This window comes from Endozoicomonas acroporae (genome assembly GCF_002864045.1).
Lineage (GTDB): Bacteria > Pseudomonadota > Gammaproteobacteria > Pseudomonadales > Endozoicomonadaceae > Endozoicomonas > Endozoicomonas acroporae.
In genome coordinates, this window is sequence record NZ_PJPV01000047.1 from 105,680 (window position 1) to 128,237 (window position 22,558).

A 22,558-nucleotide genomic window follows, 5' to 3' on the forward strand; every position below is an offset into this window, starting at 1 on the left:
ATGTCCTCTACCAAAAACACCACATAACTTCACCCGGTTCGTCAGGAACAGGCAATTTGGCGGTTCGCAATAAAAAGTAAGCAACTATAACCGTTAACGCCTTTGTGTGACAATCCCACAGCCCTTCCATTAAAGAATGCCCATCGCTGTCGGGAGCTTCTTCACTGAAAGGACATAGTTTAAAGGACTATTGGTTTACCCCTGACCATTGCCTGTTAACAAGACACTGGCCACCCGGGTATTCGAGCTGGGTTTGGCTACCGGCTCGCCATCCAGCAGGATACTGTCCACACCAGGGGTATTACCGAACCGCAAATTCACTGGGGGAAAAACATCAAGATTAATGGAAGACCCGGCTCTCTGCACGGTTGAAATCAGCACTTCGCCGGTGGCATCCTTGATTTCAACCCAGCAATCTTCAGAGAAATTAATAACAAGAGGCTGAATCAGATCAACAACCGGTGAATTGGGCTCATCCGTCGTACCAACAACCTCAGAACCGGCCATGGCAATTGGAAGAACCTCTGGCACAACCTCTTCCAGAACAGGTTCATCTTCCAGGCTTGGGTCTTCTTTTAGAATTGTGGTGTCATCAGCTGGAACAGCCTCTTCCTCCACGCTCTCACTAATTTCCGCAACAGAGGGGACAGAGACAACACTGGCATCAGTCACCAGAGGCTCAGACACATCCTCAGATACGTCTTCAATAATGGCCACCTCGACCACTGGTTCGATACCCAGCAAGCTATTCCAAAGGTAATAACCAAACCCTCCCAGCGACACAAGCAGCAAAAGCGCAAGCGCATATACCGGAGAAGGTGCACTGTGAGCTCGCAGCGGCTTCAACTTTTTTGAACCCTGTAAACGCGGAGATTCCAGCCCATCGACACCCATAAAATGGTCAAAGTCCTTAACCAGATCTTCGCCATTAAGCCCCACCAGTTTCGCATAATTACGAATATAACCACGGACAAATGCCGCCTGCGGCAGCACATCAAACGTACTCTCCTCAATGGCCTTAACATAACTTTCGGTAATCTTCAGGCTTTCAGCCACTTCAAGGATAGATAGCCCCTGACTGTCACGGGCCCGGGCAAGCACAGCACCGGGAGCAAACGTCTGAATAGCTTCTTCCTGCTGAGTATCCTGTTCACTCATGACCCAATCGACTCCGATAATGCTTCAGCTCCACAGAGCCGGGATACAACCTTTCCAGCTTCAAAGCATAACCTGCCGCTTTATCCTGAGCCCGGTTTGCCCTTGCCAGCTCAATACCCAGTAGCAAGCTGCGAGGACTCTGCTCAGCCGACCCGGCAAAGGCCTGGTAGTGCTGCCACCCTGTGTAGAGATTGCCTTGCTCTTTGTAGATAGCGGCAAGCTCCAGATTAGCCCTTGGCAAGTTACTGTTCAGACGAAGAGCCCGGGTAAAGTGATCAACCGCCAGGGAAGACCGACCCATCCGCAAAGCAACAATCCCGAGGTTTTCAAAGGTTCGGCTGCGCTGGGAATATGCAACATCCCCGGAAGCCAGTTGAAACTGACGATAAGCGTCCTGAAGCCGGTTTCTGGAGAACAGGAAAGCACCAAAGTTATTGCGTATGTCCGCGGCATCAGGGTCAATGGCCAGCGCCTTGTTGAACGCCTGCTCGGCAAGCTGATCCTCCCCCTGACGCTGATAAGCCATACCCAGCATACCATGGACACTGGCCGAATAGGGCTCGATCTCAAGCGCTCTTTCCAGCGGCCTTACCGCTTTTTCCGAGTAACCTTCCTGAAGATAACCCCTGGCCAGATTCATATAGTCCACCACTGCCCTGTTCTCATTAACAGGCCGACTGTCCGTGGTGAAACAGCCTGTCAGTGCCAGAGATACAGAAAACAGTAGTGCAATGGGCCTCAATTTGACTCCCATGCTGATCCCCACATTTGCAATTTATAAATATATCCGGGACGCCGTTGAGAGTAGCAACCTCCGGGAGCCTGTCGGATAACAGATGCATCCCGGACAGCTTATACCTGTCTGGCTGCTATGTAGCGCTCACTGCGCCGGGTCTTATCCATTACATTGCCCACTAACTGACCGCAGGCAGCGTCAATATCATCACCTCTTGTCTTTCTTACGGTGACATTAAAACCAGCCAGCTGCAAACTTTCCTGGAACCGTCTCACTGCATTATTGCTGGGTCTTTCATACCCTGAATGAGGAAATGGATTGAACGGAATAAGGTTTATCTTACAGGGCAGATCTTTCAGCAAAGCAATCAGCTGCTGCGCCTGTTCAGGTTGATCATTCACACCGGCAAGCAACGTATACTCGATCGTAACGACCCGCTTACTGTCCGTCAAACTGTTCATGTAATGATGGATGGCATCCAGCAGCTGATCCAGCGGATACTTCCGGTTGATCGGCACCAGCTGGTTTCTCAGCTGATTATTTGGCGCATGCAGTGACACTGCCAGGGAGACATTAGACACCTCACTTAACCTTCTCAGCGCAGGCACAACACCGGATGTACTTAACGTCACCCGACGTTTGGAAAGCCCATAGCCAAGATCATCCATCATCAGGTCCATGGCATCAACGACATTATCGAAGTTCATTAATGGCTCGCCCATACCCATCATGACCACATTGGTAATGGACCGATCCATCCTGGCCGGTACGTTGCCGAAATGACGGGCTGCAACCCATACCTGGCCAATGATTTCCGCCACCGTCAGGTCAGAGTTAAAACCCTGCTTGCCCGTAGAACAGAAACTGCAATCCAGGGAACAGCCTGCCTGGGAGGAGACGCACAGCGTTCCGCGTCCATTTTCAGGAATAAATACCGATTCAACACAGCTGCCACTGGCCACCCGCACAACCCACTTACAGGTCCCATCCTCAGAAAAATGGCTGCTGACCACCTCTGGACCGCGAATTTCAGCATTGGCCTTAAGCCGCTCACGAAGGGATTTACTGATATTGGTCATCTCATCGAAATTATCAACCCGATGATGATGAATCCACTTCAAAACCTGCTCAGCACGGAATTTTTTCTCACCAATAGTAAGAAAGAAGGCTTCCATTTTTTTTCGTGAAAGCCCCAGCAAATTGACTTTGGCTGCCGGAGTGGGCAGCTCGCCAGCCAGTTCACTGGCCTGATCGATAGATGGCTCGATCAATTCTGACATCTTATTAATACCTCAAAGCCATCAGAAGGCCTGCCTCCTGATGGCTTATATTCTCATGTTTACCCCGAACACGGTCAGACCAGGGCAAACTGACAATTTGTCAGCGGCTGATTCCGTTAACGTGTTCTGGGGCAAATCTCCGAACCTTCGAAGAAGTAGGCCACTTCACGCTCAGCAGAAGCTACTGAGTCCGATCCATGAACCGCATTTTCATCGATGGTCTCTGCAAAATCAGCCCGAATGGTGCCTTCAGCAGCTTCCTTCGGGTTAGTAGCGCCCATCAGCTCACGATTCAGGGCTACGGCATTCTCGCCCTCAAGGACGGATACCACAACAGGCCCTGACGTCATAAACGCAACCAGGTCCTGATAAAATGGACGCTCTTTGTGCTCAGCGTAGAAACCACCCGCCTGCTCGTCAGAAAGATGGATCATCCTGGTCGCTACAACCTGCAAACCAGCCTGCTCAAAACGAGCAAGAATTTTACCGATGACACTCTTGGCTACTGCATCAGGTTTTATAATGGATAAAGTGCGCTCTACCGCCATTACGATCTCCAGATTGTCATTTTCGTGCCCTTTCGGGATTGTTATTACTTATTAAAAACGTACGACTCTCTCAACTTTCCATGTCTTGGCTCAGGCTGTCCGTAGCAGGAGTTCTGGCAGCATTGTATACAATAGAGTCGATAGTGTCAGTCCTTTCAGCCTCAACGCCAAAAAATCACTCTTCAGACTCTTCAATCCAGGCCATCTGAATGGCCTCAAGCACCTTTTCACCACAACGCTCAGGATCATCTTCAAAACTGTCCAGCGCCATAACCCAGCTTCTCAGATCGACAAAATTGACATACCGGGGATCCACATCCGGATAAGCCTCATAAAGCTCAATGGCAATATCATAAACATCTGCCCACTTTAAACTCATTGCCCCACTCCATGATCATTGCGCTGCTCTGTTCGGGAAACCCCCAAACAGACCAGCAACCGACATCAACGACGTTCAGAAACCTGGTTAATGGTGTACCTGGGAATCTCTACCACCAGCTCCTCATCACCCACCACAGCCTGACAGCTCAGCCGGGACTCAGGCTCAAGCCCCCAGGCCTTGTCCAGCATATCTTCTTCGAGCTCATCCGGCTCTTCCATGCTATCAAAGCCCTCCCTGACAATGACATGACAGGTGGTGCAGGCACAGGACTTTTCACAGGCGTGCTCAATTTCAATGCCATTCTGCAAAGCTGCGTCACACACTGTGACTCCGGGCTCTACTTCGAGAACAGCACCTTCCGGGCACAACTCATCATGAGGTAGAAAAACAATACGAGTCATTCAGAACTCCTCCAAATCATCTAACTTCTGTCCGGAAAGAGCCTGACGAATACCCTGGTTCATTCGACGGGCAGCAAATTCTTCACTGGACTTGGCAATACGTTCAATTTCACGGGCAATGGACTTGGCATCACCGATTTCGCGGCACTGTTTCAGCGATTCAACATCTGCCAGCAATGCACTGTATTCATCTTTATCGAGCAGTGTCTGCCCATCCTTATCCAACGCAACTACCAGTGCTTCAACAACCCGATCAGCCTCAACCTGCTGCTCAAGCAGCGCCCTGGCATCACGATCATCACCGGCATGGGCAAACGAATCTTTCAGCATTCGGGAGATATCAGAATCACTGAGACCATAAGAAGGCTTCACCTGAATGCTGCTCTTAACCCCGGTGGACAATTCCTCCGCAGCAACACCCAGCAAACCATCCGCATCCACCTGAAAGGTCACACGGATTTTAGCACCGCCCGCAGGCATGGCAGGAATTCCACGCAACTCAAACCGGGCAAGGGAGCGGTTATCACGAATCAATTCTCGCTCTCCCTGGAAGACATGAATAGCCATAGCCGTCTGACCATCCTTGTAGGTGGTAAATTCCTGGGCCCGACTGACCGGAATAGTGGTATTGCGATGAATCACCTTTTCCATCAGGCCGCCCATGGTTTCCAGCCCCAGGGAGAGCGGAATAACATCCAGCAGCAGCATATCTTCTGCCGATTTATTACCAGCCAGAACATTAGCCTGAAGAGCTGCACCAACGGCCACGACCCGATCAGGGTCAATGGAGGTCAACGGTTGCCTGCCGGCAAATGCCTCAACCCTTTCACGAACCCTTGGCATGCGGGTAGAGCCACCCACCATAACCACTTCATCAATCTCACCCGCCTTCAGCCCGGCATCCCGAAGGGATCGCTTGAATGCCCGAATGGTACGATCAATCAAGGGGTCTACCAGTTCGTTAAACTGCGCGCGGGACAGCGTACCACGCCACTCACCAAAGTTGACTTCCACTTCAGATCCGTCGGTCAACCCTTCCTTAACCCGACAAGCCTCAACCATCGCTTCCCGAAGCTGCAATGGGTTAATTGAGGACTCATCAACCCCCGCTTCACGAAGCATCCAGCGTGCCACCAGACGGTCAAAGTCATCACCACCCAGGGCAGTGTCCCCGCCGGTGGCCATCACTTCAAACACGCCTTTTTCCAGACGCAAAATTGAAATATCAAAAGTACCACCGCCAAGATCGTAGACAGCGATAATGCCTTCACCACCCTGATCCAGACCATAGGCAACGGCAGCCGCAGTGGGCTCATTCAGCAGACGATACACTTTCAGCCCTGCAAGCCTGGCGGCATCTTTGGTTGCCTGTCGCTGGGCATCATCAAAATACGCCGGTACAGTAATCACGGCACCATCCAGATCACCGCCCAGCGTCTCTTCTGCACGACCAACCAGGGAACGGAGAATCTCGGCAGACACTTCAACCGGGCTGACGTCACCACTGCGGGTTTTGATAAACGGCATTCCTTCGCTTGTTCCCGAAGCATCGGTTACAAACCGGTAAGGCAGCACACCGCCAAGGGCATCAACATCCTCAAGCCCGCGCCCCATCATGCGCTTGACAGAGACAATGGTATTGCCCGGGTCAATCAGCGCACTGGCTTTTGCGCTGTTGCCAACATCAATTCCCTGCTCGCCATAGTGAACAACAGAAGGCAAGGTATGATGGCCATCGATATCAGGAAGCGTCTCAGCAGCACCTGATCGAACAGCAGCAACCAGGGAGTTGGTGGTTCCCAGGTCAATGCCTACAGCACGCTTGTATTGATGAGGTTCCGGAGCCTGTCCCGGCTCGGAAATCTGCAGTAACGCCATATCTGCCTCTTCTTTTCCTGATTAATCGTCCAACAACTCGGATTCCAGCTGTTCCAGTTCAGCCGCCAGCTTTACCATGAACAGCATCTTTCTGACAACCGTTTCTGCCTGCTCAAGATCCTGCTCAGTAGCAGATACCCAGAAGCCTTCGAACTGCTGAAGATATCGAAGAATATCAGCATCCACCTGACTGGCCAGCCTCTCAACTTCCTGTTCAGGATTTGAAGCAGACCTGATATCCGCAACAGCCTCACGCAACTCCATCTGCTCCATCAGAAATCCGGGATCCATAATGGTGTTGCGCTCTATATCCACATCACGGCCTGCCAGCTTCAACAAATAGATCGCCCTGGGCAAAGGCTGCTTCAGAGTATTAAAGGCCTCGTTAACATGGGAAGCATACTGGATAGAGATACGCTGCTGACGCTCATCATCCCCGGCAAACCGGTCAGGATGAACTGCCCGTTGCAACGCACGGTACTGACTGGACAGGCGTTGCAAGTCAACCTGGCAGGAAAGAGGTAGCTCAAAAAGCTCAAAATAGTTTTTGGTTAAATCAACCACAATGCAATCTATTCCCAAGTCAGAAATGACAAACCCGGAGCATTCAACAGCAAAAAAGAACACCCCTTAAACAAACAAGGCCCGACCAGTGGGAACCAGCCGGGCCGGAAGGCAGATCAAAAGTGTCAGCCAGCTTCTTTAACAGTATTAACGAAGCCGGAAAGCTTCAAAATTACCGTCAGCCAGCATCAGCAACATTAAAGCTTTCACCGCAACCACACTCACTGGCAGCATTCGGATTGTTAAACTGCAAACCTTCGTTGAGCCCTTCCTTTACCAGGTCCAGCTCTGTGCCATCCAGGTAAACCAGACTTTTCGGGTCAACAAACACTTTGACTTCATGATCTTCAAAAACCAGATCATCCTCATCAACTACATCCACAAATTCAAGGACATAGGCCATACCAGAGCATCCCGAAGTACGTACACCCAGCCTTATGCCGAGTCCCTTGCCTCTGCGGGAAAGCTGCCCTTTAATGTGACGGGCAGCCGCAATGGTTACGGTAATTGCCATTTAAAACTCCATCCACTTCCGGGAAACCAAACGATTCCACCGGCTATATCCTGCACAATTTAAAGACAGCACTTCTGCACATGAATACCCGGAACCGCATCAGGCAGCTGGAGCTGCATCATCATGCTTCTGCTTGGCCCGATAGTCATCGATTGCCGCCTTGATGGCATCTTCAGCCAGCACCGAACAGTGAATTTTAACCGGTGGCAGCGCCAGCTCTTCGGCAATATCGGTATTCTTGATGGTTGCCGCTTCATCCAGCGTCTTGCCCTTCATCCACTCGGTTGCCAATGAACTGGAAGCAATAGCAGAGCCACACCCATAGGTTTTGAAGCGTGCGTCTTCAATAACGCCTTCATCATTAACCTGAATCTGAAGACGCATAACATCTCCACAGGCTGGGGCACCCACCATGCCAGTGCCCACGCTTTGAGAATCCTGGTCAAGCTTACCTACGTTGCGTGGATTCTCGTAGTGATCGATAACCTTTTCGCTGTATGCCATTTTTCTCTCCTCTGAAGTTTTGTTTGTGGCAAAACTTCATAAAAAATCAGTGCGCGACCCATTCAACCTGACTGAGGTCAACGCCATCTTTGTACATATCCCATAGCGGTGACAGCTCTCTCAGTTTTGCAACCGCCTCTCTGATCTCTGCTACGGCATGATCCACTTCAGCCTCTGAAGTAAAGCGACCCAGACTGATCCTCAGGGAACTATGGGCCAACTCATCACTCAAGCCCAGAGCCCTCAGCACATAAGATGGCTCAAGGCTGGCGGAGGTGCATGCTGAGCCAGAGGAGATAGCAAGGTCTTTCAGGGACATCATCAGAGACTCCCCTTCAACAAAGGCAAAGCTGATATTCAAAATACCCGGAACCCGCTGTTCAAGAGAGCCATTCACATGAACCTCTTCCAGATCGGACAGCTGGGAAAGCACTCGATCTTTCAACACAGCCAGACGCGCTCTTTCTGAATCCATCTCCGCCGCAGCAATACGGCATGCCTCACCCATACCAACGATCTGGTGAGTGGCAAGAGTACCGGAGCGCATACCCCGTTCATGACCGCCACCGTGCATCTGGGCTTCCAGACGAATTCGGGGCTTGCGGCGCACATAAAGAACACCGATACCTTTAGGGCCATAGAGTTTATGGGCAGAAATGGACAACAGATCAACTTTCATCGTTGCCATATTCAGCGGAATTTTGCCAACACTTTGTGCCGCATCCACATGAAAGACAATCTTGCGTGAACGGGTCAGATCACCAATAGCTTCAATATCGTTGATCACTCCAATCTCATTATTGACGTGCATCAAACTCACCAGAATGGTGTCATCACGCAGGGCATTTTCCACCATTTCCGGCGTGATCAGGCCATCGCTGTCAGGGTCCAGGTAGGTGACTTCAAATCCTTGCCGCTCCAGCTGACGGCAAGGGTCCAGTACTGCCTTATGTTCAATTCGGGAGGTGACAATGTGCTTGCCCTTTTTGCTGTAAAAATGAGCAACGCCTTTAATGGCCAGATTATCGGACTCAGTAGCACCGGACGTCCAGACAATCTCTCTTGGATCAGCATGAATAAGATCGGCAACCTGACGACGGGCATCTTCAACAACCTCTTCAGCACGCCAGCCAAAAACATGGGAGCGGGAAGCCGGGTTACCGAAATTACCTTCAAGAGAGAGGCACTGAATCATCTTCTCAGCCACTCGCGGGTCAACCGGCGTTGTTGCGGAATAATCGAGATAAATAGGTAATTTCATCTGGTACATCTCCAGGCGGTCAGTACGCTCAATACCCTTGATTCGCAAAGGGTTAAAATCATCATGCCACTACACACGCATCTTTAAAGCACTGTAAAAAGATGACTTACAGGATGGTGTCAGCGGCAATTTTGTTGTCTTGCTGCTCATCCTGACGAATAGCAACACTTTGCACTTCCCTGCGCGCAACAAGATCAGCGAGGCTGATCCCTCCAAGAAACGAATGAATCTGCTCACTCAGGTCCTGCCACAAGTGATGGGTCAGACAGGTTACACCTTTCTGGCAACCGCCTGCTCCTTTGCACTTTGTAGCGTCTACGGACTCATTAACAGCATCGATCACCTGGGCGACATAAATAGCTTCAGAACCACGACTGAGTCGGTAGCCTCCCCCGGGCCCCCGCACACTGCAAACCAGATCACCACGACGAAGCTTGGAAAACAGCTGCTCCAGGTAAGAGAGAGAAATTTCCTGACGATCCGATATATCTGCGAGAGAAACCGGCCCCTGATCGGAATGAAGTGCCAGATCCAGCATGGCGGTCACCGCATAACGTCCTTTGGTCGTCAATCTCATACAACATCTCTCTTGCTATTCAGGCAGAGTTATCACTCTTTAACTGTTCATGATCACCTTAAACCCATGATTCTTAACTGCGACTCCCCAGACAGCAGAATATTTACAGACTCAAGGTACTTGCGAGGCATTATGAAATACCTTAGCAAAATAGTCAACTATTAGCGATAAAACTTAAACGAATTGTCAAATAAATCAGAGATAAAAAGATGTTAAAAAGCAGATTCATATAATTTTTCGGCATTTTATAGAAAGCAGTTCCAACTTTCAAAGACACTTTTCCCAGTAGCTGGCACACCACAATTGACCAGCAAATTCCCCTCCTGCTGAGTTAGTTTCACTGACAAAAGCGTTAACCAGGGATCTTTTAGAGAAAATACTTGTCTGAAATTAAAACTCCCCCACAAAGGAAGCAACCGATAACCATTATTTACCCAAGGATTGCAACAATGGATACTCAATTCTATACAGCCCTGATCCAAAGCTTTTCTGTACAACTCGAGCAACGCCTTTTAGACGACACATATCGACTAGACACCAAACACACATGCCTGATAAGGAATAGAAGAAAGGTTATCTGCATTGTCAACGAAGAGATTGGCGAACATGAAAACACCCCACACAATCTAGCGCTTGCGAAGACATTTTACGACAATCTCCCTCCACAGATTAAAAGCCTCGCGCAACTCAGGGTTGTACCGCACAACGCCAGCAAATCCCTGGTCAGGCCAGCCAATGAAGCAACACTAAAAGAAAAACACCCGACTCCAGGCCCACGAACGGCATCAGCCAATGCATCATCCAGATCTGAAAACCTGCTGACGGACGAACACTGTAAAAGACTTAAAATTCTTCTGGAAAACCAGACAGATAGTGCGTACTTTAACGATGATGCAGCAGCCATCACATCGCTGGATGGACAAATTCACTACATGCCCGGGAATAACGGTGAGTTCATAATAGATTTAACCTGCGCCAAACTTCCAAATTACAGGGCCATAAAAGAACATTACACTGAATGGGAAAAAGCAACATCTGCCAGCGCCCAATCTGCGTTACGGGGCAAGGACAAGACCTTTCCCAAGGAACAAGCCAAGGCAACACCAGGTTTGCTAAAAGCATCTCTGCCGCACACACCTCACAGAAAATCCCTTGCCACAAAACCCAAAAGCTCATCCATCAAACAAAAGCCCCTTGAACTGCGCGAATATCAAAGCAAAAAAACGCTCACACAACCGACAATGACTGCTGCACAACACCCTTCAGGGAAGGTGCAATGGCAAATCCAACAATTCCTGGACAATATCGATGCTGAAATTGATCTGATAAACATTCCCGGCCCTGATAATGCTTCTCGCTGGGACCCCGAGACAAAATCACGTATTCGCTGCGCACTCAAAAATACATTTGCTCTCTACCGCGAGCAATTCAAAAGCGGTCAATGGTGCAATACCACCCAGAAACTGCAGAATGATTTAGACAAATTAAAAGAAATGCAAAGAAGCATGTACCATGCAGCCAGATCACCCGACGCAAAACCAGAAGACCTTCCCCTGAAAGGCATTAAAAACAGAGAATATGATTGCCTGCCAATCTCACAAAATCAGTGTGAAATACATAACCAGAATTATCTCTTTTTCGTCACTGCCTACCAGCTTATTGGCGAGGATGCTCTTTGCCCGGAAACACACCCTATACCGAACGAAGAGATTGAAGAAAAACGTAAAATTCAAAATAGCCTTAGAAATCTTCGTAAGGAACTGACAGATCTTGAAAGTCTAATAAGACAAACAGCTATCGACAATAAAGCAAAACGTGCCACTATTGAAGACCTAAAAAAGGAAGACCCAGAAGCCCATAAAAAAAAGATAAAGGAGAAAGCGGAGTCTATTTTTCTTAATGAACTACTCCTACCGGGACATGAAGAAGATTTAGCCAAGTTGCAAGATAAACTGCATCGTGAGGAAGAAAGAATAAAAGATATGGAAAGCAAAGAACGTGCAAAAGCTATTAACCTGGCCAAGGACTGGAGCAGCTTCTATAAATACCAACTATCAACAAAACAAACAGACAATCGCACCAGACACCTTCCAGAGAAATTTAATAATCCCATTGATCGTGGAAACACTTTCCCTTCATGGTTATTTGGTATTCCAAATGAGCTACACGTAAATTATGACATCATTCCCAAATCATCAATGGCAAAGGTATTGCAACAGAATTGGACGGCTGTCTGTGTCGACCAGAATGCTAAACATTTCTGCACACTGGTAAAACGAACCGATGGATCAATAGCCGAACTCAATGACAGTTGTGTCAACCCAAGAAGATTTCCAAATGTGCAAGCGATGATTGCGTACTTCATGGACCCAGACTGCAAATTTGGAATACGAATCCAAAAGGATTGAGAATAGAATAGACAACACGAAGTTAAGATTAATAACGCCAACCGTCAAAATGGCTATCACTGGCTATGCAGGATACTACTGAGGAAAGATAAAAATCTGGTAGTCGGTACTGGACTTGAACCAGCGACCCCCACCATGTCAAGGTGGTGCTCTACCAACTGAGCTAACCGACTGAAGTGCCGCGCATATTATCAATACTTCTAAAAAATGCAATACCTTTGCCGCAACAATTTCAGCAGAAAATGCTGCGGCAATGTTTCAGGAACTGCTCACGGGACCGGAGCAATTATTCTGAAACAAAGCACCACTTGCAACCCGCTCGAACCAGGAAAAAAGCCCGATCATCACCTGAAAGCCGGTCAGTTTAAATTAACTCACAGCTACGGTAGCAATGAAGTAATCTCCTCTTTCACAGGTGCAAAGTCTTCTTTCTTTAACTCTGGCAATGGCCTCACCTTGCACTCAAGACCATGGTCTTTTAACACCTGGCACAAAGTATCAAAGCGGGAGTCCACTTCATGGAGATGATCCAGCATAGCCGAGATGGCATGGGCGGTAGGGTCAGGCATTTCAGAAGTAACGGCATAGGCATCAAAACCCATTTTCTCCGCCATCTTTTCCGCATTGGCATGACGGCGTTCACCATTGCTATCCGTCACCTCCGACTTCTTCACAATCCTGCCGGGAATACCAACAACGGTTGCCCCCGGCGGCACTGCACGCACAACCACCGCATTTGACCCAACTCTCGCTCCTTCGCCTACCACAAATGGTCCAAGCACTTTTGCGCCAGCTCCCACAACGACGCCATTAGCCAACGTCGGGTGCCGCTTACCCTGGTTAGCCGGGTGTTCCTTGCCCTTATTGGGAGAAGTACCTCCCAGCGTCACACCATGATAAAGAGTGACATCATCGTGTATGACCGCCGTTTCACCAATAACAACCCCCATACCATGATCGATAAAAAAGCGTCGACCAATGGTAGCGCCCGGATGTATCTCAATACCGGTTAACCAGCGATTAAATGTTGACAGCATGCGCCCCAGCCAGAAAAACCCCGACATCCAGAGTTTGTGCGACACCCTGTGCAGCAATAACGCGTGCAGCCCGGGGTAGTTGGTAACCACCTCGAAGGTGTTTCGTGCCGCCGGATCCCGGTCCATTACTGTTTTAATATCTTCTTTTATTCGCTCAAACATGGTCTGCGCCTGTCTGTTATTATCCCTGCCCTGCTCATTCTGTTTCTTTTGTGGCAAGACATCGCTGGGTTTCTGACAGAACCCCCCGAAGAATACTCAGCTCCACACGATCCGGACGAACCCGCCCATAAAGGCGACGCAATTTGGCCATAATCTTCTCGTGGCTGCTGTGATCGAGAAAACCAATCTCCAGCAACACCTGGTACAGATGGTCATAGTAACGCTCCATATCCTCCATATTTGCCAACTCATGACTGCGGGGCTCGGGCATCTCAAGGGCATCGGCACTGAGCAACTGCATCATCCGCAACTCGTAACAGAGTACCTGTACCGCCGCCCCCAAGTTGAGAGAGCTGAATTCTTCATTGGTTGGAATATGAACCTGCAGATGACAGCGTCGCAACTGATCATTGGTCAGGCCTTTATCTTCCCGGCCAAAAATCAGGGCGACCTTATGGGTCACTGCTTCGTCAATAATGCTCCGGGCACATGCTCGGGGGTCCACCAGCGGGAGAGAAACACCTCTTACCCGGGCGCTGGTACCCACCACAAACTGACAATCCGCCAGGGCCTCATCCAATGTTGCACAAACCCTGGCATTTCTAAGGATATCGTCAGCGCCAGAAGCCAGCGCTGTTGCGGTGCCGGATGGAAAGTCATCCGGCGCGACCAGACATAACTGGCTTAACCCCATGGTTTTCATGGCACGGGCGGCAGCCCCGATGTTACCGGGATGGGAAGGATTGACCAGTACTATGGAAATGTTCTCGGAAAAATTGTCGAGCACCGCAGGAATCTCTAGCTTCATCATGTAGTATCAGCCAGTCAGTGTACTCAAATTACGGCCAATGCCAAGCTTATAGTAAAACTACCGACCGGCAGACGCACATACTCCATTGCAAGTTAAAGGGCATCCTGTCAGAATGCGCCCCCACTTTTTCGTGAAAATGTTGCTACCCTCTGAACGACCGTCATTTTCACAGTCCAGGATACAATCGGATCGTTGAATCCGGTACAATCCCATCCCCATACGATCTTTCACATTTCAGATGTAACTAAGCCTATGCAACCGATGGTTAATATGGCGCTGCGTGCAGCACGCCAGGCTGGCGAAATCATAGCCCGCGCCTACAAAGATCTCGATCACGTTAATATCGAATTCAAAAGCCGTAACGACTTTGTAACTGAGGTGGACAAGGCTGCTGAGAAGGCCATTATCGCCTCTCTGAGCAAAACCTACCCTGACCATGGCTTCTACGGTGAAGAAAGCGGACACCGTGAAGGCAAGGGTGAAGGCAAAGATTACCTCTGGATCATCGACCCGCTTGACGGCACCACCAACTTCATCAATGGCATCCCTCATTTTGCGGTTTCCATTGCGGTTCAATACCGCGGACGCCTTGAGCACGCCGTTATTCTCGACCCGCTCAAGGAAGAAGAGTACTGCGCCAGCCGTGGCCACGGTGCCACCCTGAACAGCAAACGCATTCGCGTTGGCAACCGGAGAAATCTGGACGGCGCACTGATCGGTACCGGTATCCCATTCATGCACCCGGGCATCAACCACCTGGACAGCTACCTGAACATGATGAGGACCCTGCTGGGAGATACTGCCGGTATCCGTCGCGCTGGCTCTGCCGCCCTTGACCTGGCTTATGTGGCTGCCGGTCGTCTGGATGCATTCTGGGAAATCGGCCTGCAGGACTACGATATGGCCGCAGGCGTACTGATGATTCAGGAAGCGGGCGGACTGGTTGGTGACTTCAAAGGTGGTCATACCTACATGAAGAACAACCAGATCGTTGCCGGTAACAGCGGCTGCTTCAAAGAAGTGCTGAAGCGCATCAGACCTTTCGTTACCGAAGGCATGTTCCGCTACTGACCTATAGAGTGAGGCTATGCCGCCTCACTTCTCCCTTACCTCAGTCAGATCTTCCCTGCCCATGATCAGCAGGCAATATATTTTGCAGCTTCTCCTTACCGATCGTTTTGAACACCAGATCGTCGGGAAACAGGCGAGAAAGAAAATCACCCCCTCCCTCTTCATGTGCTGTCGCGGTAACGAGCGTGAGCAATTTCCCTCCCTCCAGCCCCTGCAAAGACTGCTTGGTATGAGCATCCAGCACAGACACCATGGCACGGTCATAAAAAGCACCGTCGTAGTTAATCATGGTATCAAAATCGTCAATAATCACGACATAATGACAGTCAGGATTGGTCTGATGATTACGCCGCTGTGCAAATACATCATTCAACGGTCTGGTGCGATCCCGGGATTTGACCACATCGGTGGCCGACACATAGCTGCAAAAAGAACCAAACTCATGGTTCGCCAGGGCAGCCAGTGTTGATTTACCACTACCCTGAGGACCTGTAATAAGAATACGCAGGGTAGAGCGGGAATCATCCCGCTTAAAATCAGCCAGCGTCGTCTTAAGCTGAGTGACCATTTCTGGTAAATAGCCCTCGTACTCGAAGGTTTTCCCCGCCAGGGACATGAAATTACTTTTCCCAAACTGTGGCTGAACCCGAGTAAAAGCCCATTTGAAATCAGCCATGCAGACATCCAGTGTCGCTAATTGACTGAGCGCCTGAGGACAGAAAAAAGTGTCGCTCTCTGCCAGCCCCTGCCCCCTGCGCAGAGCCGATTGCATCGCCTTCTCCACCAGGGATCCCAGTTCAGCACCACTGAAGCCGGCGGTATTTTTCGCCAGCTCTTCAAGAGAGACATCCGAATTCAACATCCCGCCATCCGACAGATTCCTGGTCTGAATCTTTAAAATCTGAAGACGCTGGTCGCCTTCTGGCAAATTAAACTTCATCTGCATATCCATGCGCCCGGGGCGCATCACGGCCGGATCAATCAGGTCTGGCCGATTGGTTGTGCCGAAAACAATCAGGCCACTTTGCTCCTCAATTCCATCCAGGCAGGTCAGAAACTGATTAACGACTTTATCCCCGGTGCCATTATCGCCCGCCCTCCCCCTGGCCGGCAGCATCGAATCAATTTCGTCAATTAACACCAGACGAATACTCTGTTTATTTTCCGGGCCGTCATCCGAAAAAATCGCTCTTACACGCTGCTCCGACTCACCGACATATTTGTTAAAAACCTCCGGCCCGGAAATAATCCGGGTCGATACGGTAAAGCCATTTTCCTTGAGTAAGGACTCAATAACCCGGATAAACAGCGTTTTACCCGTACCCGGAGGCCCCGAAAGAATCCCCCCCCTGGTCAATTGACATTTCATGGTATTTTTCAGCTTATCCGGCACTAGTCGTGGACTGATAAAGGCATCTATAAACTGTCGAATGGCCTCATTCGCACCACCAATACCGTAGGCTTCACCATTGTAGTCAAACTTTTCGGCAAGCTTCTCGATATTGATGGCCGCAGGAATATCAGTAATGTTCAGTTTTTTTCTTAAACTGGCATTGACGGTAATACTCGAAACCCGGGCATCCCTGGCCAGCAGACCAACAGTCGACTCCCGGACATCGCCAGTGGATCTGAGCGTTACACTGGCCACCAAAAAATGATCACCATCCTTGAATAAATAGGATCGGGAGTCCTGCAATGGACAACCGGAACGGTGACACATTTGCAGAAATGCCCCTGAAATAGCTTGCCAGGTCTTGGTCACTGGCTCGCGCCCGCCGGAGGCCCGGGGAGCACTTTTGGCAGTCGTGAGAAGCTGAATATGGAGCGCCACTGAATCCCAGCAGTCATCAGTGACAACCACCGGCGTTAAATCAATCGTCATCTCAGAGGAAGGCAGTTGGCAGTTACTTCTCATCACCTGCGTTAAATAGGCTGTTTCAGACGCAACATCATTTCGTTTCAACACTTTTACCACTTGGGTGGAGCCATTTCTGCCATTCAAACACGCATAGGTAGAATCAAGTGGTGTTCCATTTGCCACAACCACACTGTTCGGTTCTGGTCCGGTAAGCCATTCGTCCCTGTACCTGTCGGTGTTGAATCTGCTGCCACAGGTTTCTGTTGTTGCCGCCTCAATGCCGCCATTCAGTTTAGCCTCAAACCTATCCGACAATATCGGTATGATGCTGTCACGACGCCTGAGACGGTCACCACCCTCGCCAGGACAATGCTCAGAACAATGCGCCTGCGGTCGCCCAAATAGTGTTTCCCGGTCTTTCATGTATTGTGAGTATTGCGAAGCAGAGTCTTGTGAAGGTCTAACAGAGCGGCTATCAAAAGAACCATCTGCCCCTCCACGGGCACCCGAATCTGTTCTGCGATGGTTAACGGTTACATCATGACCACATGGATGAAAATTATTTCCCGTAAACATAGCAACCTCTTTAATTGGTATTTATGGTGCCCTGCCTTGCAAGAAACTTACTATAGACCAAAAAAAAACCGGCAAAATTGCCGGTTTTCAACCTCTTCAACCCGATGCGTTATGGCATTTGCTCAGAGTCTTCATTTTCCTTCACCGGAACAATCAGATCTTCCCTGCTGATTCTCATGTAGATCAGCATATTGGAAGCGATATAGATGGAGGAATAAGTACCCACACCCACACCCACAATCAATGCCAGGGCAAAGTTATGGATCATTTCGCCACCGAACAGAAACAAGGCCAGCAATACCATCAGGGTGGTACCGGAAGTGGCCAAGGTACGCCCCAGGGTCTGGGTCAATGACACATTGATCACCTCATCGGCATCCCCTTTTCTCAGCTTGCGGAAATTCTCACGGATACGATCATAAACAATAATGGTGTCGTTCAGTGAGTAACCAATCACTGCAAGCAGCGCCGCCATCACCGTCAGGTCAAACTGCAACCCTAACAGGGCAAACAGGCCCAGGGTAAAAATCACATCGTGAGCCAGGGACAGAATCGCACCAACCGAGAATTTGAACTGGAAACGGAAAGCGATGTAGAGCGTAATCAGCAACATGGCGAACAGCATACCAAGGCCGCCCTGCTCCCTCAGCCTCTCACCCACCTGGGGCCCGACAAACTCAACGCGCACAGCCTCAACATTGCCGTCATAGTTCTGCCCCAGAAGACCGGCAACTGACGCCCCCATTTTCGGATCATCGCCGGGAATACGAACCAGAATATCCTCGGCCGAACCAAACTCCTGAACGACAACGTTGTCATAACCGGCGGTTGCCAGCTGATCACGGATATCAGCAGTCTTCACCGGCTGATCATACACCAGCTCAATCAGCGTGCCGCCGGTAAAATCCAGCCCCCAGTTAATCCCCTTAACCGCAAGAGCACCAACAGAGCCCAGCATTAACAACAGCGACAGCACCGAAGCGTAGGAGCGCAGCCGCATGAAATTGATGACTTTTAAATCATTCATCACTGCCACCTCAAATATACAGTTTCTTCAGGTTACGACCGCCATGGGTCAGGTTGACCAGGCCACGGGTCAGAACAATGGCTGTGAACATAGACGTCAGAATACCGATACACAAGGTGACCGCAAAACCTTTGATTGGTCCGGTTCCCACGGCAAACAGGATGATACCCACCAACAGGGTGGTGATATTGCCGTCGAAAATGGACACAAACGCCCGGTCAAAACCGTCATGGATCGCCCGCTGAACCGGCCGGCCACCGCGAATCTCTTCCCGAATACGGGAAAAAATCAGCACATTGGCATCCACCGCCATACCCAGCGTCAACACAATACCGGCGATACCCGGCATGGTCAGCGTCGCACCAAACAGACTCATCACCGCCACCAGCAGCACCAGATTCATGGCCAGGGCAAGGTTCGCCAGCACACCAAACACGCGGTAAACCACAACCATAAAGATCAGCAGCAGAAACAGACCGGTAACGGTGGAATGAATACCCATCTGAATATTCTCCGCACCCAGGCTTGGACCCACCGTTCTTTCCTCAGCGAAATACATCGGAGCAGCCAGAGAACCCGCTCTCAACAACAACGCCAGCTCAGAAGCTTCGGCAGTGGAGTTCAAGCCGGTAATACGGAACTGATTACCCAACGCACTCTGAATGGTGGCCAGGCTGATAATACTCTCTTCCTGCTGGAAACCCGGGATTGTTTCCTTAACCTGCTGACCGTCGACTGTTTTGGTGACCACTTTGGTCACAGGCTTCTGCTCAATAAAGATAACCGCCATGGCCCGCCCCACGTTATTACGGGTAGCACGGTTCATTACAGCACCGCCATGACTGTCCAGATTGATATTAACCTGCGGCTGACCGGTCTGGGCATCAAAGTTGGACTGGGCGCTGGACACCTGGTCGCCGGTAATGATGATATCCCGCTCAAGATCCACCGCAGGACGACGGGCATCGCGGAAACTGAACGACTCAGTGCTGGCCCTGGAAGCATTGGGCAGCGCCTCAAGACGGAACTGCAGATTGGCAGTCTTACCCAGAATACGCTTGGCTTCTGCCGTATCCTGAACGCCGGGCAACTCTACAACGATGCCGTTACGACCCTGACGCTGAACCAATGGCTCGGACACACCCAGCTCATTGACACGGTTACGGACCGTGGTCAGGTTCTGACGCACCGCATAATCTTCAATCTCTTTAATGGCCGTTTCAGAGTAGCGATAAGAAAGCACAGGGCGACCATTAACGTCAGCGTTCTCAACCGTCAAATCAGGAAAATCTATACTGATCAGGCGGGCAGCCTGGTCACGGGATGACATGTCATTAAATGCCAGCTGTCGTGCGCCATCGGCACGCTCAGGCATGGTGCGATAGCGGAGCTTCTCTTTACGCAGGGACGTTCGAATTTCTGAGGTGGCAATATCCATTTTCAGCTGCAGGGCTTTTGCCGTGTCGACCTCCAGCAGGAAGTGAACACCCCCTGACAGGTCAAGCCCGAGCTTCATGGGGTAGGCCCCGATAGCAGTTAACCATTCCGGCGTCGTCTGGGCCAGGTTGATGGCGACAATATAGTCATCCCCAAGCGCTTCCTTGATCAGCGATTTTGACAACTGCTGCTGATCAGCACGGTTCAGACGAATCAGCAATGCCTTGTCGTCAAGTTCAATAGACTTGATATCAACATTGGCCGCTGCCAGAGCCTTTTCAGCACGCTGCTGAACACGCTCATCCATCACTCTGGACGAACTGGCACCCGTCACCTGTACTGCCGGGTCTGCGGGGTAAAGATTGGGAAGGGCATAAATAAACCCGAGACCTACGATGACCAGAATCAGCAGGTACTTCCACAATGGATAGCGATTGAGCATGGCTCACCGGTTCCTGATTTAATAGTGATGCGCAATAGCGGCATTGTTATACGGCCTTTACCGGGAAAGTCTTTTCCGGGCTTCAGGCCTATGGCACAGTCCATTTGGTAAAAGAAAGCAGCCAAAAAGGCTGCTTTTCTAAAACTTATTTGATGGCCTTGATGGTACCCTTGGGCAAGGTAGCGGCCACAGAACCTTTCTGGAAGTTCAGTTCCATATTGTCGGCAACCTGCAGGGTCACAAACTCGTCCGTTACATTGCTGACTTTGCCAAGAATACCGCCAGTGGTGACCACCTCATCACCCTTGGCCAGACCGGCAATCAGGTTTTTGTGCTCTTTGGCACGCTTGCTCTGGGGGCGCCAGATCAGCAGCCAGAAGATCAGCACAAAACCACCCAGCATGACCAGCTGCCCGATCATACCCGGTCCAGCTGCCGCAGCAGCCGCACCACCTTCTGCCGCAGCGTGTGCCTGACTGATGAAAGGAATCATTCCAATACTCCTAATCGTATTATTACCGTTGACGCAGCAATTTACCTGAAAAACAACCAGTCCGGAACCCACCCTTGCGCCGAAAGCGGGCAAAAGCGGTGGCGGAGCCCAATTCCAAAAGCATCAAGCCCAGGACCTTATCCGGATTTACACGAACAGACTGTTAGTTGGGACTATCCAGAAAATATCAACCCCAGTCAGGAACATCCTGACCACGCTTGCGATAGAACTCGGCAACAAACGCTTCCAGCTTACCTTCTTCGATAGCGCCTCTCAGACCGGCCATCACCCGCTGGTAATAACGCAGATTATGAATGGTGTTCAGCATGGAGCCAAGAATCTCGCCACACTTATCCAGATGGTGCAGGTATGAACGACTGAAATTCTGGCAAGTATAGCAATCACAGTGCTCTTCCAGCGGACGCTCATCCATCTTGTGAGCCGAGTTACGGATCTTGATCACCCCTTCATCGACAAACAGGTGACCATTGCGGGCGTTACGGGTTGGCATGACACAGTCGAACATATCAACACCACGACGAACCGCCTCAACAATATCCTCCGGCTTGCCAACACCCATCAGATAACGGGGATGGCTCTCGGGAATTTTATGGGTGATATGGGAGAGAATACGCATCATATCCTCTTTGCTTTCACCCACGGAAAGACCGCCAATGGCATAACCATCAAAGCCAATCTCGGTCAGACCTGCCAGGGACACATCACGCAACTCTTCAAACATGCCCCCCTGGATAATGCCAAACAGGGCAGAAGGACTTTCACCGTGAGCCGCTTTGGAGCGAGCCGCCCAACGCAGAGAAAGCTCCATAGAGTTACGCGCCTGCTCTTCATTAGCATCACCCTGCGTACACTCATCAAAAATCATCACGATGTCCGAACCCAGCTCACGCTGAACCTGCATGGAAATCTCCGGGTTCAGAAACACCCTGGAACCATCCACCGGAGACTGGAAAGAAACGCCCTCTTCGGTAATTTTGCGCAACTTGCCCAGGCTGAAAACCTGAAAGCCACCGGAGTCCGTCAGAATCGGACCGTGCCACTGGTTAAAGTCGTGCAGGTCGCCATGCTTCTGAATAATTTCGGTGCCCGGACGCAGCATCAAATGAAAGGTATTACCCAGAATAATTTCTGCACCAATCTCTTTAATATCCCTTGGCAACATGCCTTTTACCGTGCCATAGGTTCCCACCGGCATAAAGCATGGTGTTTCAACCGTGCCACGGGGAAAGGTCAGCCGACCACGACGGGCTTTACCATCGGTAGCCAGCTGCTCAAACTGCATAAAGCATTCTCTTGTCATGAATTTTGTATAGCTCTTTGTAAAACACAAGCTGTGAACCACAAAGCCACCAAGGCACAAAGAAAGTACTTTCCTGTGTGCTGTGAAGAAACAAAAAAACCTTTGTGTCTTT

Annotated in this window: 21 protein-coding genes and 1 tRNA gene; 2 read left to right on the forward strand and 20 right to left on the reverse strand. The window is 50.2% G+C overall.

Annotated elements, in window-relative coordinates:
• Positions 1 to 195: 195 nt before the first annotated feature.
• From CX664_RS08145 to iscR, 12 genes are all read right to left on the reverse strand, one after another.
• Positions 196 to 1,158, reverse strand: a complete 963-nt coding sequence (locus CX664_RS08145) for a RodZ domain-containing protein (protein WP_101746255.1) — start codon at positions 1,156 to 1,158, stop codon at positions 196 to 198.
• Positions 1,151 to 1,912: a type IV pilus biogenesis/stability protein PilW gene (gene pilW / locus CX664_RS08150; RefSeq protein ID WP_101746256.1), complete on the reverse strand. Its 762-nt coding sequence runs from the start codon at positions 1,910 to 1,912 to the stop codon at positions 1,151 to 1,153. Before pilW ends, CX664_RS08145 begins: the two co-directional genes overlap by 8 nt.
• A gap of 98 nt (positions 1,913 to 2,010) precedes the next feature.
• A complete protein-coding gene (gene rlmN / locus CX664_RS08155; RefSeq protein WP_101746257.1) occupies positions 2,011 to 3,174 on the reverse strand; it encodes a dual-specificity RNA methyltransferase RlmN in 1,164 nt (387 codons plus the stop codon).
• A 116-nt stretch (positions 3,175 to 3,290) separates the two neighbouring features.
• Entirely contained in the window at positions 3,291 to 3,722 is a 432-nt protein-coding gene (gene ndk, locus CX664_RS08160) for a nucleoside-diphosphate kinase (protein WP_101746258.1), read from the reverse strand.
• Positions 3,723 to 3,897: 175 nt separating this feature from the next.
• Positions 3,898 to 4,101: a Fe-S cluster assembly protein IscX gene (gene iscX / locus CX664_RS08165; RefSeq protein WP_101746259.1), complete on the reverse strand. Its 204-nt coding sequence runs from the start codon at positions 4,099 to 4,101 to the stop codon at positions 3,898 to 3,900.
• A 65-nt stretch (positions 4,102 to 4,166) separates the two neighbouring features.
• Positions 4,167 to 4,505 (reverse strand): ISC system 2Fe-2S type ferredoxin, encoded by a 339-nt coding sequence (gene fdx, locus CX664_RS08170; RefSeq protein ID WP_101746260.1) that lies wholly within the window; start codon positions 4,503 to 4,505, stop codon positions 4,167 to 4,169.
• A complete protein-coding gene (hscA, locus tag CX664_RS08175; protein WP_101746261.1) occupies positions 4,506 to 6,383 on the reverse strand; it encodes a Fe-S protein assembly chaperone HscA in 1,878 nt (625 codons plus the stop codon).
• A 21-nt stretch (positions 6,384 to 6,404) separates the two neighbouring features.
• Positions 6,405 to 6,947 carry a Fe-S protein assembly co-chaperone HscB gene (gene hscB, locus CX664_RS08180; protein WP_180966428.1) on the reverse strand — a complete coding sequence of 181 codons (543 nt, stop codon included), beginning with the start codon at positions 6,945 to 6,947 and terminating at the stop codon, positions 6,405 to 6,407.
• Positions 6,948 to 7,125: 178 nt separating this feature from the next.
• A complete protein-coding gene (gene iscA, locus CX664_RS08185) occupies positions 7,126 to 7,461 on the reverse strand; it encodes an iron-sulfur cluster assembly protein IscA (protein ID WP_101746263.1) in 336 nt (111 codons plus the stop codon).
• 99 nt (positions 7,462 to 7,560) lie between these two features.
• Complete coding sequence (gene iscU, locus CX664_RS08190; RefSeq protein WP_066016291.1) at positions 7,561 to 7,965, reverse strand: Fe-S cluster assembly scaffold IscU; 405 nt, start codon at positions 7,963 to 7,965, stop codon at positions 7,561 to 7,563.
• A 46-nt stretch (positions 7,966 to 8,011) separates the two neighbouring features.
• The gene (locus tag CX664_RS08195; RefSeq protein ID WP_101746264.1) at positions 8,012 to 9,226 is read right to left on the reverse strand and encodes an IscS subfamily cysteine desulfurase; all 1,215 of its coding nucleotides are present in this window, start codon (positions 9,224 to 9,226) and stop codon (positions 8,012 to 8,014) included.
• A 106-nt stretch (positions 9,227 to 9,332) separates the two neighbouring features.
• Entirely contained in the window at positions 9,333 to 9,803 is a 471-nt protein-coding gene (iscR, locus tag CX664_RS08200; RefSeq protein WP_101746265.1) for a Fe-S cluster assembly transcriptional regulator IscR, read from the reverse strand.
• A gap of 449 nt (positions 9,804 to 10,252) precedes the next feature.
• On the opposite strand from iscR, the gene CX664_RS08205 reads away from it, so the two are divergent.
• On the forward strand, positions 10,253 to 12,211 hold the full coding sequence (locus CX664_RS08205) for a hypothetical protein (protein WP_101746266.1): 1,959 nt from the start codon (positions 10,253 to 10,255) through the stop codon (positions 12,209 to 12,211).
• 97 nt (positions 12,212 to 12,308) lie between these two features.
• On the opposite strand, the gene CX664_RS08210 is transcribed toward CX664_RS08205, so the two are convergent.
• The 3 genes from CX664_RS08210 to CX664_RS08220 all read right to left on the reverse strand — a co-directional run bounded on the left by CX664_RS08210 (position 12,309) and on the right by CX664_RS08220 (position 14,221).
• A tRNA-Val gene (locus CX664_RS08210) sits at positions 12,309 to 12,384 on the reverse strand.
• A gap of 207 nt (positions 12,385 to 12,591) precedes the next feature.
• Positions 12,592 to 13,410, reverse strand: a complete 819-nt coding sequence (cysE, locus tag CX664_RS08215; protein ID WP_241693456.1) for a serine O-acetyltransferase — start codon at positions 13,408 to 13,410, stop codon at positions 12,592 to 12,594.
• 34 nt (positions 13,411 to 13,444) lie between these two features.
• The gene (locus CX664_RS08220) at positions 13,445 to 14,221 is read right to left on the reverse strand and encodes an RNA methyltransferase (RefSeq protein WP_241693455.1); all 777 of its coding nucleotides are present in this window, start codon (positions 14,219 to 14,221) and stop codon (positions 13,445 to 13,447) included.
• 252 nt (positions 14,222 to 14,473) lie between these two features.
• Here CX664_RS08220 and CX664_RS08225 point away from each other — a divergent pair, with 252 nt between their 5' ends.
• Positions 14,474 to 15,292, forward strand: coding sequence for an inositol monophosphatase family protein (locus CX664_RS08225; RefSeq protein ID WP_101746268.1), 819 nt, complete (start codon positions 14,474 to 14,476; stop codon positions 15,290 to 15,292).
• A gap of 40 nt (positions 15,293 to 15,332) precedes the next feature.
• On the opposite strand, the gene CX664_RS08230 is transcribed toward CX664_RS08225, so the two are convergent.
• The 5 genes from CX664_RS08230 to tgt form a co-directional block, all read right to left on the reverse strand.
• Positions 15,333 to 17,726, reverse strand: a complete 2,394-nt coding sequence (locus tag CX664_RS08230; RefSeq protein ID WP_101746269.1) for an AAA family ATPase — start codon at positions 17,724 to 17,726, stop codon at positions 15,333 to 15,335.
• Positions 17,727 to 17,835: 109 nt separating this feature from the next.
• Positions 17,836 to 18,753 (reverse strand): protein translocase subunit SecF, encoded by a 918-nt coding sequence (gene secF / locus CX664_RS08235; RefSeq protein ID WP_101746270.1) that lies wholly within the window; start codon positions 18,751 to 18,753, stop codon positions 17,836 to 17,838.
• Between the two features lie 10 nt (positions 18,754 to 18,763).
• Entirely contained in the window at positions 18,764 to 20,632 is a 1,869-nt protein-coding gene (gene secD, locus CX664_RS08240; protein ID WP_101746271.1) for a protein translocase subunit SecD, read from the reverse strand.
• Positions 20,633 to 20,777: 145 nt separating this feature from the next.
• Positions 20,778 to 21,125 carry a preprotein translocase subunit YajC gene (gene yajC, locus CX664_RS08245; protein WP_101746272.1) on the reverse strand — a complete coding sequence of 116 codons (348 nt, stop codon included), beginning with the start codon at positions 21,123 to 21,125 and terminating at the stop codon, positions 20,778 to 20,780.
• A gap of 187 nt (positions 21,126 to 21,312) precedes the next feature.
• On the reverse strand, positions 21,313 to 22,428 hold the full coding sequence (gene tgt, locus CX664_RS08250; RefSeq protein ID WP_101746273.1) for a tRNA guanosine(34) transglycosylase Tgt: 1,116 nt from the start codon (positions 22,426 to 22,428) through the stop codon (positions 21,313 to 21,315).
• Between the last annotated feature and the right edge of the window lie 130 nt (positions 22,429 to 22,558).